This window comes from Methylomonas koyamae (assembly GCF_019669905.1).
Classification (GTDB): domain Bacteria; phylum Pseudomonadota; class Gammaproteobacteria; order Methylococcales; family Methylomonadaceae; genus Methylomonas; species Methylomonas koyamae.
This window is the reverse complement of sequence record NZ_AP019777.1, coordinates 2,830,439-2,846,423: the sequence shown is the minus strand read 5'-3', so window position 1 is coordinate 2,846,423 and position 15,985 is coordinate 2,830,439. Positions and strand designations below refer to the sequence as shown.

12 protein-coding genes are annotated in these 15,985 nt (G+C 54.1%); 8 read left to right on the top strand and 4 right to left on the bottom strand.

The window, feature by feature from the left end; translation table 11 throughout:
• Nucleotides 1-43: 43 nt before the first annotated feature.
• The 8 genes from MKFW12EY_RS12785 to nqrM all read left to right on the top strand — a co-directional run bounded on the left by MKFW12EY_RS12785 (nucleotide 44) and on the right by nqrM (nucleotide 7,159).
• Entirely contained in the window at nucleotides 44-772 is a 729-nt protein-coding gene (locus tag MKFW12EY_RS12785) for a metallophosphoesterase (protein ID WP_064021961.1), read from the top strand.
• A 188-nt stretch (nucleotides 773-960) separates the two neighbouring features.
• Nucleotides 961-2,304, top strand: a complete 1,344-nt coding sequence (locus tag MKFW12EY_RS12780; RefSeq protein WP_054759001.1) for a Na(+)-translocating NADH-quinone reductase subunit A — start codon at nucleotides 961-963, stop codon at nucleotides 2,302-2,304.
• Complete coding sequence (locus MKFW12EY_RS12775; protein WP_054759003.1) at nucleotides 2,305-3,504, top strand: NADH:ubiquinone reductase (Na(+)-transporting) subunit B; 1,200 nt, start codon at nucleotides 2,305-2,307, stop codon at nucleotides 3,502-3,504.
• On the top strand, nucleotides 3,497-4,357 hold the full coding sequence (locus tag MKFW12EY_RS12770; RefSeq protein WP_054759005.1) for a Na(+)-translocating NADH-quinone reductase subunit C: 861 nt from the start codon (nucleotides 3,497-3,499) through the stop codon (nucleotides 4,355-4,357). Before MKFW12EY_RS12775 ends, MKFW12EY_RS12770 begins: the two co-directional genes overlap by 8 nt.
• 8 nt (nucleotides 4,358-4,365) lie before the next feature.
• Nucleotides 4,366-5,034, top strand: a complete 669-nt coding sequence (locus tag MKFW12EY_RS12765; RefSeq protein ID WP_054759006.1) for an NADH:ubiquinone reductase (Na(+)-transporting) subunit D — start codon at nucleotides 4,366-4,368, stop codon at nucleotides 5,032-5,034.
• A complete protein-coding gene (nqrE, locus tag MKFW12EY_RS12760) occupies nucleotides 5,034-5,642 on the top strand; it encodes an NADH:ubiquinone reductase (Na(+)-transporting) subunit E (protein WP_054759008.1) in 609 nt (202 codons plus the stop codon). The genes MKFW12EY_RS12765 and nqrE overlap by 1 nt, the downstream gene beginning before the upstream one ends.
• 12 nt (nucleotides 5,643-5,654) lie before the next feature.
• Nucleotides 5,655-6,875, top strand: coding sequence for an NADH:ubiquinone reductase (Na(+)-transporting) subunit F (gene nqrF, locus MKFW12EY_RS12755; RefSeq protein WP_064021958.1), 1,221 nt, complete (start codon nucleotides 5,655-5,657; stop codon nucleotides 6,873-6,875).
• Between the two features lie 89 nt (nucleotides 6,876-6,964).
• Nucleotides 6,965-7,159 (top strand): (Na+)-NQR maturation NqrM, encoded by a 195-nt coding sequence (gene nqrM, locus MKFW12EY_RS12750; RefSeq protein ID WP_054759047.1) that lies wholly within the window; start codon nucleotides 6,965-6,967, stop codon nucleotides 7,157-7,159.
• Between the two features lie 35 nt (nucleotides 7,160-7,194).
• Here nqrM and MKFW12EY_RS12745 read toward each other — a convergent pair whose 3' ends face one another.
• The 4 genes from MKFW12EY_RS12745 to MKFW12EY_RS12730 form a co-directional block, all read right to left on the bottom strand.
• A complete protein-coding gene (locus MKFW12EY_RS12745; RefSeq protein ID WP_054759010.1) occupies nucleotides 7,195-7,764 on the bottom strand; it encodes an alpha-ketoglutarate-dependent dioxygenase AlkB family protein in 570 nt (189 codons plus the stop codon).
• 6 nt (nucleotides 7,765-7,770) lie between these two features.
• Nucleotides 7,771-8,163: a bacteriohemerythrin gene (locus MKFW12EY_RS12740; protein ID WP_054759012.1), complete on the bottom strand. Its 393-nt coding sequence runs from the start codon at nucleotides 8,161-8,163 to the stop codon at nucleotides 7,771-7,773.
• Nucleotides 8,164-8,479: 316 nt separating this feature from the next.
• Nucleotides 8,480-10,222: a sulfite reductase subunit alpha gene (locus MKFW12EY_RS12735; RefSeq protein WP_054759016.1), complete on the bottom strand. Its 1,743-nt coding sequence runs from the start codon at nucleotides 10,220-10,222 to the stop codon at nucleotides 8,480-8,482.
• Nucleotides 10,223-10,333: 111 nt separating this feature from the next.
• A complete protein-coding gene (locus tag MKFW12EY_RS12730) occupies nucleotides 10,334-15,817 on the bottom strand; it encodes a glutamate synthase-related protein (RefSeq protein WP_221053121.1) in 5,484 nt (1,827 codons plus the stop codon).
• Nucleotides 15,818-15,985: the final 168 nt, after the last annotated feature.

Genomic DNA, 15,985 nt, shown 5'->3' with positions numbered 1-15,985 from the left:
TAGGATTAAAATTATACCTCCATAGTCACGGGACGGAAAAATTTTGCGGATAAATTACTTTTCTGATGTGCACTTAGAATTCGGCGACCAAGACTTGCCCGATACCGACGCAGATATTGTCGTGGCTGCGGGAGACATCGGCGTTTTTGCTCAAGGAGTCGAATGGTTGAAGGCAATCGGCAAACCGGTTATTTACGTCGCCGGCAATCACGAATTTTACGGATACGAGTACCGGCAGACCCTGAACATGTTGCGGGAGCAGTGCGCCGGTAGTCCGATTCGGTTTTTGGAGAAAGATCAGTTTATCTTTCAAGGGATTCGGTTCTTAGGGTGTACGCTGTGGAGCGATCTGTTTGTCGAAGGATTGGATAAGGCGGAAGCGCTCGGTAGGTCGCTTAACGACTTTAGAAAAATATCGTTCGGAGATTGCCCGTTTCAACCGGAACATTTCGCAGCATTGCATTTGGATGCAAGAGTCTGGTTGGAGCAACGTTTAGCCGAGCCCTATATCGGCAAGACCGTAGTGGTGACCCACCACGCGCCGACCGAATGGAGTTGGATTGATTCGCCCAACGTCATAAAAAAAATTGCCTACTGCAACGATCTGAAACCTTTATTTCACGAGTACGAAATTGCGGCCTGGTTTCATGGTCATGTGCATAATCTGGGCGATTACCGGATCGCTGATGCTCGAATTTTGAGCAATACCCGCGGTTACCTGGGACGGAAAACCGTTGCCGGTTTCGACATCAATAAAGTCGTCGAAATTTGATCGCGGCAACCACTTTTCAAGCGGTTTGGCAAGCGGCTTTTCCTGGCTTGCAGCTCGGGATTTATCGTTGAGAAAGCCGATAACTTGTGATGTAATGGCAAAGTTTTAAGTTTTCAACTGCTCTCGCGGATCACTGTATCCAAGGGGGCGTTTTGCTGAAATTTGTCTGGAGAGCAGGCGTATTAACTATGCAATTTACACTAAAGAAAGGTTTGGATTTGCCCATTACGGGTAAGCCCGAACAGCAAATAAGCGAGGGTAATGCCGTCAAATCGGTCGCGCTGTTGGGCGCCGATTACGTTGGGCTGAAGCCGAAAATGCTGGTTGCGGAAGGGGACAAGGTTAAAGTTGGCCAAGCTCTGTTCGTAGATAAGCAAAATCCCAGCGTAAATTTCACGTCCCCCGGTGCCGGCGTTGTCAAAGCCATAAACCGCGGCGACCGGCGGGTGTTGCAATCCGTGGTGATCGAGCTGAAAGGCGACCAACACGAAAAGTTCAGCAAGTATGCCGAGTCCGAGTTGGCCGGTTTGTCTGCCGAGCAAGTCAAGCAGAATCTGCAGACGTCCGGGTTGTGGGCATCGTTCGTGACCCGCCCTTACGGTAAAGTTCCGGCAGCCGATTCGACGCCGAGTTCCATCTTCGTCACTGCAATCGACACGCGTCCGTTGGCGGCCGATCCGGCGGTGGTGATAGCCGAAAGAGCAGGCGATTTCGCCAACGGTTTGACGGTGATATCCAAATTGGCGGGCAAAACCTATTTGTGCAAAGCAGCCGGCGCCAATATTTCCGCTGTTGCCGGCGTACAAACCGCCGAGTTCGCTGGCCCGCATCCCGCCGGTTTGCCCAGCACCCACATCCACTTTATCGATCCGGTCAACGCCCACAAGTTTGTTTGGCACATCGATTATCAGGCTGTGATCGCAATCGGTGCGTTGTTTACCACCGGCCAACTGAATGTCGAGCGCGTCGTATCCCTGGCCGGCCCTACCGTGAAAAAGCCGCGTTTGGTCAGAACCCGCGTCGGTGCCAATCTGTTGGAATTGGCTGCCGGGGAATTGGAAGACGGCGAGAATCGGGTCATTTCCGGTTCCGTACTTTACGGACACGAAGCTGCCGGGCCGTTCGCCTATTTGAGTGCCTATGCGCTGCAAGTTTCCGCGCTGAAAGAAGGCCGCGACCGCGAGTTCTTCGGCTGGATCGTGCCGGGCAAAGACAAATATTCGGCGTTGAATGTCTACGTCTCTTCCAAAGACCGTGAATCCGGACGCCTGTTTCCGCTGACGACCGATAAAAACGGCAGTAACCGGGCCATCGTCCCGGTTGGGATCTACGAATCCGTAATGCCTTTGGATATTCTCCCGACACCGCTGTTGAAAGCGATTGTCGTCGGCGATACCGATACTGCGCAAGCCCTGGGCTGTCTGGAATTGAACGAGGAAGACGTTTCCCTGTTTACTTTTGTCGATCCGGGTAAGCACGATTTTGCGCCGGTGCTCAGAGCAAATTTAACCAAAATCGAGAAGGAAGGATAAATGTCGGCTAGAGACTTATTAGATAGCATAGAGCCGCATTTTACAAAAGGCGGCAAATTCGAAAAGTATTACGGCCTGTACGAGATGGTCGATACTTTCATGTATACGCCGTCCGATGTAACGCGCGGCACCACTCACGTCCGGGACGGTAACGACCTGAAGCGGACGATGACTTTCGTGGTCATTGCAACGGCGTTCTGCATTTTGATGGCTTGGTATAACACCGGCTTTCAAGCCAATCTGGCGATGCAGAAAATCGGCGCCACCGATATCGACGGCTGGCGCAGCATTCCGATGGCCTTGTTCGGCTACAACCCGTACAACCCGTTTTCCTGCCTGGTGCACGGCATGTTGTATTTCTTCCCGGTCTATATCGTCACATTGGCGGTGGGCGGTTTTTGGGAAGTATTGTTCGCCACCGTGCGCAAACACGAAGTCAACGAAGGCTTCCTGGTATCGTCGATGTTGTACACCCTGATCTTGCCGGCCAGCATTCCGCTGTGGCAAGTGGCGTTGGGTATTTCCTTCGGTATCGTGTTGGGCAAGGAAGTATTCGGCGGCACCGGTAAAAACTTCTTGAACCCGGCGTTGACCGGCCGCGCCTTCCTATTTTTCGCCTATCCGGCTTCGATCTCCGGCGATTCGGTCTGGGTCGCAGTCGATGGCTATAGCGGTGCGACCGCGCTGTCTTTGGCTTCGGCCGGCGGTCTGGATGCGATCACCGGCAGCTTCGGCTGGTTTCAATCCTTCCTGGGCTTCATCCCGGGTTCGATGGGCGAAACTTCGACATTGGCTTGTTTGTTGGGCGCCGCCTTCCTGTTGTATACCCGCGTGGCTTCTTACCGCATCATGGCCGGCGTGATGATCGGCATGATCGGTATGTCGACCTTATTGAACGTCGTCGGTAGCGACACCAATCCGATGTTCGCGATCCCTTGGTATTGGCATATGGTCTTGGGCGGTTTTGCCTTCGGTACCGTCTACATGGCTACCGATCCGGTTTCCGCGGCGAATACCGATATCGGACGCTGGATCTACGGCGTGCTGATCGGCGTCATGATCATCATCATCCGTGTAATCAACCCGGCCTTTCCGGAAGGCGTCATGCTGGCGATTCTGTTCTCCAATATGTTCGCACCATTGATTGATTATTTTGTGATTCAAGCGAATATCAGAAGAAGGATCAAACGTCATGCCTAATTCCGAAAACAAGACCAATAACTTTAACGAGCAGTTGTGCAAGTACTACGCGCAGTTCCGGGTTTATGCCGACCGTATCCTGGCTTTAAGCAACGATAGCCTGGAAAAAACGGTCAATGTCGCGCTGGCGCTGTGTTTGGTCTGCGCGGTATTGGTATCGATCGCCACTGTGGCTTTAAGGCCGCTGCAAGCGCACAACAAAGCTTTGGACATGAAGAAGAATATTCTGGATGTCGCCGGTTTGTTGGACGAAGGTACCGATATCGACCAAGCGTTCAAAGAACGGATCGAAGCCAAATTGGTCGACATTGCGACCGGCGAATACGTGGACGGCAACATCGACGAATACGACCAACGCAAAGCCGCCAAGGATCCTGCGCAAAACGAAGTGATTCCGCCGGAAAAAGATATCGCCAGCATTCGTACCAAAGCCAAATTGGCCAAGGTGTTTCTGGTGAAAAACGGCGACAAACTGCAATCCATCATTTTGCCGATCAATGGTTACGGTTTGTGGTCCACCATGTACGGTTTCCTGGCGCTTGATGCCGACGGCCAAACCGTGCAAAGCATCAACCTGTACGACCAAGGGGAAACTCCGGGTCTGGGCGGCGAGGTGGTTAATCCGAACTGGCGTGCGCTTTGGAAAGGCAAGAAAGTCTACGGCGATAACGGCGAAGTGGCTTTGACTTTGGTTAAAGGCACGGTCGATAGCAGCCGTCCGGATGCTGCGACCAAAGTCGATGGTCTGGCCGGTGCGACTTTGACCAGCCGCGGCGTCAGTAACCTGATCCTGTACTGGATGGGGCCGGAAGGTTTTGCGCCTTACCTGAACAAAATCAAAGCAAACGGTTAGGAGTCGTCATGGACAAAGAAACCAAAAAAGTATTATTCGAGCCGTTGGTCGATAACAATCCGATCACCTTGCAGGTGTTGGGGGTTTGTTCGGCACTGGCGGTGACTTCGCAAATGTCTACCTCGCTGATCATGGCCTTGGCCCTGACTTCGGTCACGGCGTGCTCCAGCGCTGCGATCAGTGCGGTGCGTCAGCACACGCCCAGCAGCATCCGTATCATCGTGCAGATGATCATCATTGCGTCGCTGGTTATCGTGGTCGACCAGTTGTTGAAAGCGTTTGCATTCGACGTCAGCAAAAAACTGTCGGTGTTCGTCGGCTTGATCATCACCAACTGTATCGTGATGGGCCGCGCCGAAGCGTATGCGATGAAAAATCCGCCGCTGCAAAGCTTCATCGACGGCATCGGTAACGGTGCCGGCTACAGCTTGATTCTGATTCTGGTGGCACTGGTACGGGAAACCCTGGGCTCAGGCAAGTTGTTGGGCATCGAAATTCTGCCGTTGGTCAAAGACGGTGGCTGGTACGTGCCGAACGGCCTGATGTTGCTGCCGCCCAGTGCGTTCTTCGTCATTGGCTTGATCATTTGGGCCTTCCGCACCTGGAAGCCGAAACAAGTCGAACACAACGAGTTCAAAATTATGGCTATTGCTCACGGTGAAGGAGGGCACCACTAATGGAAGCCTATATCGCATTATTTGTTAAAGCGGTTTTCATCGAAAACCTGGCGCTGTCTTTCTTCCTGGGTATGTGCACCTTCTTGGCGGTATCCAAGAAGATTGCTACAGCGATGGGTTTGGGCGTAGCGGTGATGGTGGTGCAAACCCTGACCGTGCCGGCCAATAACTTCATCTACCAAACTTTGTTGAAAGAAGACGCTTTGTCCTGGCTGGGGATCACCGGTGTCGATTTGAGCTTTCTGAGTTTGCTCAGCTGTATCGGTATGATCGCAGCGATCGTACAGATTCTGGAAATGTTCTTGGATAAGTTCGTTCCGGCTTTGTACAACGCGCTGGGTATCTTCCTGCCGTTGATTACCGTTAACTGCGCGATTCTGGCCGGTAGTTTGTTCATGATCGAACGCGACTACAACTTCGGCGAGAGTGTGGTTTACGGTATCGGTTCCGGTTTCGGTTGGGCGTTGGCAATCACTCTGATGGCCGGCGTGCGCGAGAAACTGAAATACAGCGATGTGCCTGCCGCGCTGCAAGGCCTGGGCATCACCTTCATCACCGCAGGCTTGATGTCCTTGGGCTTCATGGCTTTCTCTGGAATTCAATTGTAAAAGGGTATCGTAATGCTAGAAATTGCATTAGGTGTTATTTTCTTCACGGCTATCGTGATTGCGCTGGTGTTCTTGATCATCGGCGCGAAAAACAAACTGGTCGCCGCCGGGGATGTGGAAATTCTGATCAACAACGAGAAGAAAATTCACGTGCCGGCCGGTTCCAAGTTGCTGAACGCACTGTCCGACAACCAATTGTTCGTTTCGTCGGCTTGCGGCGGCGGCGGTTCTTGCGGCCAATGTAAAGTTAAAGTCCATAAAGGCGGCGGCGATATTCTGCCTACCGAACTTTCCCATATCACCAAGCGCGAAGCGGCGCACGGCGAACGCCTGGCCTGCCAGGTGGCAGTAAAAACCGATATGGAAGTCGAGGTCGAAGATAGCGTATTCGGCGTCAAGAAGTGGCTGTGCACGGTCAAATCCAACGACAACGTCGCGACCTTCATTAAAGAGCTGGTGTTGCAATTGCCGGAAGGCGAGGCCATTAACTACCGTGCCGGCGGTTACATTCAGATCGAATGTCCGCCGCACGTGTCCAAGTATGCGGATATGGATGTTGCCGAGGAGTACCGGCCGGATTGGGATAAATTCAATCTGTGGCGTTACGTTTCCGAGGTGAAGGAACCGACCTTGCGTGCCTACTCGATGGCTTCCTATCCGGAAGAGAAAGAAATCATGTTGAACGTGCGTATTGCCACGCCGCCGCCGGGCGCGCCGGAAGGCGTACCGCCGGGCATCATGTCTTCGTTCATCTTCAATCTGAAGCCGGGCGATCAAGTTTGGGTATCCGGCCCTTACGGCGAATTTTTCGCCAAAGATACCGATGCCGAAATGGTCTTCATCGGCGGCGGTGCGGGTATGGCGCCGATGCGTTCGCACATTTTCGACCAATTGCGCAGACTGAAGTCGAAACGCAAGATTACCTTCTGGTACGGAGCGCGCAGCAAACGGGAAATGTTCTATGTCGAAGATTTCGACATGCTGCAACGCGAGAACGAAAACTTCAAATGGCACGTGGCATTGTCCGATCCGCTGCCGGAAGACAATTGGAAAGGCTATACCGGCTTTATCCATAACGTCTTGTATGAAGAGTTCTTGAAAAACCATCCGGCTCCGGAAGACTGCGAATATTACATGTGCGGTCCTCCGATCATGAACTCCTCAGTGATCAATATGTTGCTGGCTAACGGCGTCGACAGAGAAAACATCTTCCTGGACGATTTCGGCGGCTAATAACAGCTTGGTCGGGTTTAAAAAACGGGGGGCGATTGGATCGTCCCTCGTTTTTTTGTTTATACGTCTTATCTAATGGGGTAATTGTTATGGGTTATTTTCTTGCGACGTTTTTATTCATGCTGATTGTGATCGCAATCATGGCGATAGGCGTTATTTTTGGCAGAAACGCGATCAAGGGGTCTTGCGGCGGCACCGGCAACTGCATTTGTACCGAGAAGTGCGATAAAAGAAAGAAATTCGAGGCCGAACAGGCGCAAGCGGCGCCTATCGAACACTCTTGAACGGCGGTGCGGGTAGAAGAGTTTAGAAAGTCCGGTTAAGGCACGATGACTTTGCGGAAAGTCAGATTGATACGGCCGCTGCCAAGTTCGGGAACCGCCGGTAAGCTATGCTGCCAATCGCGTTGAAATTCAGGACGCATAATCAGCAATGCGCCGTCGGCCAAAAAGACCTCGCCCTTCTGGTCGAGTTTTTTATGGCGAAACGCAAAGCTTCGCGTGGTACCGAATGTTAAAGAGGCAATAAAGGGTCGAGCCCCCAATTCCCGTTCGTCGTCGGCGTGCCATCCGACATAGTCGTTACCGTCGCGGTACAGGTTGGCCAAAACCGAGTTAAACGAAACGTTCAGACAAGCTTCGATTCGCTGCCTAATTCCGCTCAGAAGCGGCGTCCACGGTCGGGTTTCCAACAGATTGTAACGGTAACTGTAGCGGATGCCCGAATCGGCATGCCAAGTTTGTAAGCGGGGCAGGGCGAACCGGCGTCCGCCGACGGTGTAGACATTGGCCGGCCAATCGTGGTCGAGCATGAAACGTAGGTAAATCTCCTCGCATTCGGTTTTTGCGTAAAATCGCTCGATGATTTGCAGGCTTCCGTTTGCATCCACAACAGGCTACGCCCGATTCTGCCGAATATAACTCGCCAATACGTTATCCATCGTCGCCGCGTGTACAGCAAACCATCCCGGCAAACGCTCCCGGATAAAGGCTTGGCCGAAGGCGATTAGCCCCTTATCGACTCTGGATTGAAATTGTTTGAATTCGGACAAAACCCTTTGATGTTCGCCTTTGTGTTCGCTTTCCGCCGGAAATAGGCTTTGCGCCATCAATTGGTTTTCGCGTTCGAAGTGCGCCGCCACGTGTTCGTGTAATTGCCGAAAAAGCCCGGCAAACTCCAGGTTGTCGGCGTTATCCAATTGATTCAAAAGGCTAATGAACTCCGCGTGATCGCTGTCGATTTGATCGTTGCCGGTAGCGGGAATCGTCGATTTGTCGATTAATGTCATTGTCTAGTATCCAAAGCGAAGTGCCTACGGTTGGCTTAACCAGGCGTTGGCTGCCTGATCTAAAGCAGGAGCCATGCCATACCGAACCTTCGAGAGCCCCGCTACTCGTGCTACGAGTCGGTAAATTCAATGCCCGGTTTTATAGAGGCTCGGCGCTGCGGGCCAAGTTTGCCTCGAACGGTAAGGTTAACCAATCGGACCGAAATTTAAAACCGGATTTGGAGGGACAATCCGCTGCCGGCAAATTGAAGCCGGCCCTAGCGGATTGCTTTCGAAGCTTGCGGAAAAGCGCACTGAGCCGGATTGGCCCATTCGATCAGTAGACGTCTCTGACGTAACGCTTGTCTTTTTTCAGGCTGTTAACGTATTCCACCGCTTGAACCAGACTCATTTTGCCGTGCTCGCGCACCACATCGTGCAGGGCCTGATCGACATCCTTCGCCATCCGGTATGCGTCGCCGCAGACGAAGAAATAGCCGCCCTGTTCCAACCAAGCGAACAATTCGGCGCCGTGTTCCTTCATCCGGTCTTGTACGTAGATTTTCTCGGCTTGGTCGCGGGAGAACGCCAGATCCAGCTTGGTCAACAAGCCACTGGTTTGCATCGCTTCGATTTCTTCGCGGTAAATAAAATCGGTCGAGGCGTTGCGGTCGCCGAAGAACAGCCAGTTCTTGCCGTTGGCGTTGCGGGCTTGGCGTTCTTGCAGGAAGGCTCTGAACGGTGCGATACCGGTACCGGGGCCGACCATGATCATCGGCAGGCTGTCGTCACTTGGCACCCGGAAATTATTATTCGGCGTGAAGAAAATTTTGACGTTCGAGCTGTCATCTACCAAATCGGCCAAGAATGTGGAACATACGCCTTTGTGGTGGCGGCCGTGGGCATCGTAACGGACGCTGGCCACGGTTAAATGCACGGTGTCCGGGGTCAATTTGCTGCTGGAAGAGATCGAGTAGGCCCGGTGTTGCAATGGTTTCAATAAACTCAGAAATTCGGCGGCGGAAAATTCGACGGCCGGGAATTGTAACAACAGATCGAGCGTATCGCGGCCCCACAAATAGTCGGATAACTTTTCTTTGTCTCCGGCCTGAAGGATGCCGTTGAGCTCTTGGTCGCCGGAACGTTTTGCAATTTCTTCGACGAACTCTTTACTCGGCGTTTTGATTTCAAAATGGGTGCGCAATGCTTCCGATAACGTCATCAATTCGCCGTTGACCGGTTCGTCTTCGGTACCGGTACAACCTAAGGTTTTAACGATATCGGCGACCAATTGCGGACAATTGGTCGGTACGACGCACATCGCATCGCCGGCTTCGTAACTGAGTCCGGAGCCGGCAATGGAGATTTCGTAGTGGCGGGTTTCCTTGGACGAGTTTTCTGCGGTCAGTAACCGATTAACCAGCAATTTAGCCGGAAACGGGTTCTTGCGGTTATAAGCCGGTTTGGCCGCTACATTCTGTTCGGTATCCAGCACTGCGACCGTCGCCGCGCCTTCGGCCATCAATGGAATAACTTCGCTGAGCCACTGTTCGGCAGGGGCCTCGAAATCGACGTCGCAATCGACGCGGTCGAACAGGCGTTGTGCACCTAAGGCTGACAAGCGCTCGTCCCAATCCTTGCCGGCCTGACAGAACAGGTCGTAGCTGGTGTCGCCCAGCGCCAGAATCGAATATTTGACGTTTTCCAAACGGGGTGCGGAATCCGCCTTAGCGGCTTCCCATAGCATCTCGGCGTTGTCGGGCATAGCACCTTCGCCGTACGTGCTGGTAATGATCAGCAAATATTCCATTTTGGCCAATTGGCCGATATCGATTTCGTCCATGCCTTTGACCACCGGGACCAGTCCATGGCTTTTGGCGCGGTTGGCGGCATCGTGGGCCACGCTTTCGGAATTGCCGGTTTGGCTGCCGAACAAAATATGTAAGGTGCGGCTAGCGCTCTGGTTGCTGCTATTAGAGCTTTGCACCATATGGCTGTGCATGCCGGCAAAAAATCCGCTCAACCAAGCGCGTTGGATGTCGGAATAGGGGGCGTTTTCGGGGATAAAAGGTGATTTCATTTCTTTACCAACTTTGGGCCGCGCCGAGGCGGCCCGTTAAACGAATAAATCCATATAGGCCGGGGGTTACCTATCCAAACGTAGGCTTCGGTATTTCCCGGCCGGCCAAGGTTATGCGGCTTCGTTTTCCAGCATTTCCTTGACGATGCTCAGGCTCTCCAGGCTAGCCAAATTCTTGTCGATGGTCGGCACGCCGGCCAGCGCTTGGCGGTTGAATCGGTCCTGCTCGATAATCCAGGCGGAGGAACCTATCGAATAAATGCTTTGGACGTCGCGCAATTTCAACGTGGTCTTATAATCGTTCAAACGCTTTTCCGCCATTAACGCCGCCAATTGCTGGTCGTCGTACTGGCTGTACGCTTCGCGAATGTTTTTCACCAGGGTGTCTTGCAATTTACGCGGGCGCTCCATCAGCAGTTTGTCGGCATATTTATCGATCAAGGTTTGCGTCAAAGGCATATTGGCTTTGGTCAACTGGTCGCGGGCGATTTGTTGGGCTTTGTCGATCACCGCATAGCTATTGATCAGTTTCAGAGTCAGCTCGCTGTCGGTTTCGCCGTATCCGGGAATAGCGCCGTTAAACAAGGCGCTACCGGTTTTATGGGCTTGCTTGATCTGTTCTATCTGGTTTTGCGCGAATGCGACCGATAACTCTTCGATCATCGCTTTGCGGTCCAGAGATTTGCTCAAATACTCCGCAGTCTGGGTACGGTTGAGCCATAGCGGCAGCGCGAATTTGAAATGCGCGCGTTGTTGCGGCCAATCGGCGAGGATCGCTTTCGCTTTCGCCGAGCCGGTGTGTTCGATGTGCTGTTCCAACATGTACAGAATGAACTGTTCGTGGCTGGCCGCCACGTCGCTGGCGTCGGTCAGGCGGTGGATGCTGACCGAGGTATCGTCGTACAAGTCTTCCAGACGGTTTTCCGGGTCGTATTGGTAGGCGTTGCCTCCGGACATGCCGGTGCAGAAGCCTTTGCCGAAACCGCCCAAATTCAATACCGCGCCGTTGATCATGTATTCGCAAGCAAAATCGCCGACGCCCTCGACGACCGCCATTGCACCGGAATTACGCACCGCGAAGCGGTCGCCGGCCTCGCCTTCGATGAAGGCTTTGCCGCCTGAGGCGCCGAACAGGGCAAAATTGCCGATCAACACGTTTTCGCCAGGTTTGTTCGAACCGCCGCCGGGCGATTTGATCACGATCACGCCGCCGCAAGCGGTTTTGCCGACGCCGTCGTTGCAGGTGCCGGTATGTTCCATGCGCATGCCGTCGTTATTGAAAGCAGCGTAACTTTGGCCGGCGGAGCCGTGGGTGCGAACGATGACGGTATCGTCAGCCAGGTAGCGGCGGCCATGCTGGTTGGTGTAAACGATGTGGCTGGCAGCGATTTGCTCGGCGCTCATCCCGTAGTGCAACAAACGCTCGATATCGATCGCGGTTTGGCCGCCGACCGTTTTGTTGCGATTGTTGAGCTTGAACTCGCTGCCTTCAACCACGACTTGTTTTTTGCCTTGATCGAACAAGACTTGTTTTACTTGGGCAAAGATCAGGTCGTCGATGGTGAAATCTTTTTCCAGATAGATCGGCTTTTCGACTTTGATCTCCTGAACTTCGGCCAACAGTCTTTGCAGATGCAATTGGCCGATCATGCTCGGATGGTTGATCAAGTGCAACAATTCGGTCTTGCCGCGGATTTCCTTCAGGCTGGTGTAGCCCAGGTCGGCCAGGATTTCCCGCACTTCGTGGGCCAGATTCATGAAAAACTGTGCCAGCACCCGCGGATCGCCTTTGAACTCCTCGTGGGCGGTGGTCAGACCGGCCGGGCAGCGGATGTTACAGTTTTTCGCCATCACGCAGCGCAGCATCATCAGCGCAGTCGTGCCGAATTCGAACGAGTCGCCGCCGAGGATGGCCGATTTGACCACGTCGGTGCCGTTTTGGTGGGCGGCGCTGCAGCGCAACGTGACTTTATCGCGCAATCCGTTAGCCGCTAGAGCTTGGTGGACTTCGGCGATGCCGATTTCCGGCGAGCGGCCGGTGTTTTTCAAACTAGTGACCGCCGCGGCGCCGGTGCCGCCGGTATTGCCGGCGACGTTGATCACGTCAGCGCCGGCTTTGGCGACACCGACTGCGATCGTGCCGATGCCTTCCGACGATACCAATTTGACCACTACGCGCACGCGCGCCGCCTTGGCGTCGTGGATCAATTGGCCCAAGTCTTCGATCGAATAGGTGTCGTGGTGAGGCGGCGGGCTGACCAGTTCCACTTTCGGCGTACCGCCGCGCAATGCCGCGATTTCCACCGAAACTTTCGGCGCCGGCAATTGGCCGCCTTCGCCCGGTTTTGCGCCTTGGCCGATTTTGATTTCGATTTCTTCCAGATTCGGGTCGGCCAAATAGCCGGCCCAGACGCCGAAACGGCCGGAGGCGAACTGCTTGATTTTGCTGGAACGGATAGTACCGAAGCGGCTGGAGTGTTCGCCGCCTTCGCCGGAGTTGCTCATGCCGCCGGCGATATTAGTCCCTTGTGCCACGGCTTCGTGGGCCTCGGCCAACAAAGCGCCATGGCTCATTGCGCCGGAAGCGAAGGTTGGCGTTATCTCGTGCGCCGGTTGTACTTTGCTCAAATCCAGGCGTTCGCGAGCCGTGCGGAGGTTGCTCAGGTAGAAGTAAAGTACGCTGTCGGTATCGTTGATCCGTATGCTTAAGCCGTCGGTTTCGATGGCTACGGAAAAATCCTGTTCGGCGAAGCGGGCTTTGAAATGGTCTGCTAATTGCTCCAGTCGGGCTTTATTCGAATTGTTAGTTAATTCGATTTTGAACACGGCGCCGTTGGTGCGAGACGCTGTCAAGCCGCGAACCAGAAAGTTGTTATTGCCATGCAGGTTTTGGCTGCCGAGTAGGCGATCGAAATCGGCTTGGGTTTCGGCGTTCGTGATATCGACCGGAAACTCCATCACGTCGCGCAACGCGGCAGGGCGGTTGGCGCGTTCCTGAGCCAGATTGCGGCTGAAACTGCGGTAAGCCGGGGTGACGCCGAAAGAGTCGATCTGCGCCGGCGTACGTTTTTCGTAGCCGAAATCGCGGTAAGCGTTATCGCTGGCTTCACCGGCCTGTTGCTGCGGAATGTACAGAATCGGCTCGTCGGTCATCGCTATATATTCGCGCACCGCAGCATTGCCGAAAGTATGGCCGGCGCCATCCTGGCGTTCCTTGAACAGGCCCAGGAACGGGATATCGTTTTCGCTCTGTACTGACAGCGCCTTATTGTGCCATTCGCAGGAACTGGCGGCGATATCGGCGTAGCGGGCGCCGCCGACCGACGAGTTGATATTCGGGAAATAGGGTTTTAGCTTCGGCTCCTCGGTGTCCAGATAATTGGACTCGAAAAACTCGCCGCCGATGTAACTTTCCACGGTGCACAAGCCAAACTTGCCCATGGTTTTCATCAGCGATTTCTCGACGCCTTTTTGGAAGTTGTACAAGGCTTTTTTGCGGCCGGCTTCGTCGGCGTATTCGGTCATGACCCGGTTGTGCACGCTGAGCGGACAGATTGCTGAGGCGCCGAAACCCAAAATTGTCGCGACATCGTGCGGACTGGCGGCCTGGCCGGTTTCCATGACGATGGAGGAATTGAAGCGTAGGCCTTGTTTGACCAAATGTTGGTTGGCGGCAGCAATCATCAACAAAGCCGGAATCGCCGCCCGGGTTTGATCGATGTTGGCGTCGCTCAAAATGATAATGCCGGTATGGTTGCGCGCGGCTTGCTCGACCTGTTCGCAGACAGCCAGGAACGCGTGTTCCAATGCTTGTTCGTTTCGTGCGGCATCGTCGAAATCGGGCGTGTACAGCATGTCCAGCGTCACGGTTTTAACCAGGGTCTGGCGGCGGATTTGTTCCAGTTGCGTGCGTTGCAGGATCGGCGATTCGATCATCAACTGTTTGCTGGTCGGTGGCGCGAAAGTCGGTTTTGCCCCCAGCGCGACCCTTAGCGTCATGCCGTCGCTTTCCCGCAACGAATCCAGCGGCGGATTGGTCACCTGGGCGAAGCGTTGGCTGAAATAACGCGACATGCCGCCCTCAGCCGAGCTTAGGGCGTTCGGAGTCAGGCCGTAGCCCATCGCCGAGACTTTTTCCAGGCCGGTTTGCAGGATCGGGTCCAGCAGGAATTTGAAGCTTTCCTGATTCAACGCATAAGCGGTGTGGCGTTGCTCTATATTCAGCGTGTGTTCGTTACCGATCTCGGACAATTCCACTTTAGGCAGTTGATCCATGTGCACGCAGCGCTGCGCCAGCATCGCTTTGTAGTCTTTTTCCCTGGCCAGGCGCGCCATCACCTGGTGGCTGTCGTATGACTCGCCGGTGTTATGGTCGAAATAAAGCATGCCGCCGGCTTCGATACGGCCACGGCGCAATACTTGTTCGGGAGGGAAGTCGATTTGGCCGGCTTCCGACATGACTGCCAGATATTCCGAGGTTTCGACCGAGCGCAGCGGCCGCAAACCCAAGCGGTCCAGGCGGGCGCCGACGCGGGTGCCGTCGTTGAAGATCAACGCAGCCGGGCCGTCGTTTTTTTCCTCGTACAAACTGAAGTATTCCAACATGGCGCGAACCTCGTCGGACAGTGTCGGGTCGTTTTCCCAAGCCGGAGGCATCATCGCCAGAATCGCCGTGACGATGTCGAGTTCGTCTTCGTTGATGCGGCGGGTCAGGGTTTGGTCGAGGCGTCCGGAGTCGGATTGGCCGCACGGAAACACGATGTGCTTGTTGTTTTGCCGGGCGATGGCGTTTTCGCTCAGGCGATTTTTCTTGTCGGTGTTCAATTCGCCGTTATGCGCCATGTAACGGAATGGCTGCGCCATCATCGTCGCCGGCGCGGTGTTGGTCGAGAAGCGGGTATGGAAGAACAGCGTGCTGATTTCGTGGTCGGCATCGTACAGGTCGACGAAGTAGGGGATAACCTCGAACGAATTCAAGCGGCCTTTGTAAACCTGCGTGCGCGAGCTCATGGACAACGGGTAGAAGCCCTGCAATTCCAGACGATTGAAGCCGTCGGCCTCGATAGCCAGCAAAGCTTGCTGGATGTACTTTTCGAACGCATCGTGGTTGGCGTCTTGCAATGAAGCGGGGCGACCGAAAATCAATTGTTTGATCGGCAGTTGCGCTTTAACCGCGGCGGCGTTCAACACCGAGTTATCGACCGGTACTTCGCGCCATTTCAAAACCGGTAGGTCGAATTGCTTTAGGTGCTCTTCGACCATTTTTTGCGCTTCGGAATCGTAGTGGGCGTGGTCTTCCGGAAAGAAGAAATTGGCTACGCCGAATTGGCCCAATACTAAGTTTGGATTGCCGGTGACCTTGCGGAAAAACTTCAGAGACAGGTCGATATTGACGCCGGCGCCGTCGCCGATGCCTTCGGCGCTCATGCCGCCGCGGTGTGGAATCGTACAGAGCGCTTCGTGCGATTTCAGCAACAGCTCGTGGGTTTGTTTGCTGTCCTTGCGGGTGATGAAGCCTACGCCGCAACTGTCCTGAGAAAGATCGGCGTCGTAAAGCATGTGTACTGAGTTGATTTTCTGGGCGTTTTTAATCATAGCTATCCAGATCCTGTCTACTGATTGAGGCGTTGCCGGTGTTTTCCTTGCCGAAAACGCTGTTTATGGTTTTTCTGCCTGCTGCGTGTTAGAGTCGTCCGGAAAAGCGGGCGAAAACGCGCGATAACTTCCGAATTTCAGTTGGCGAAACTTTCCAATGATACCACG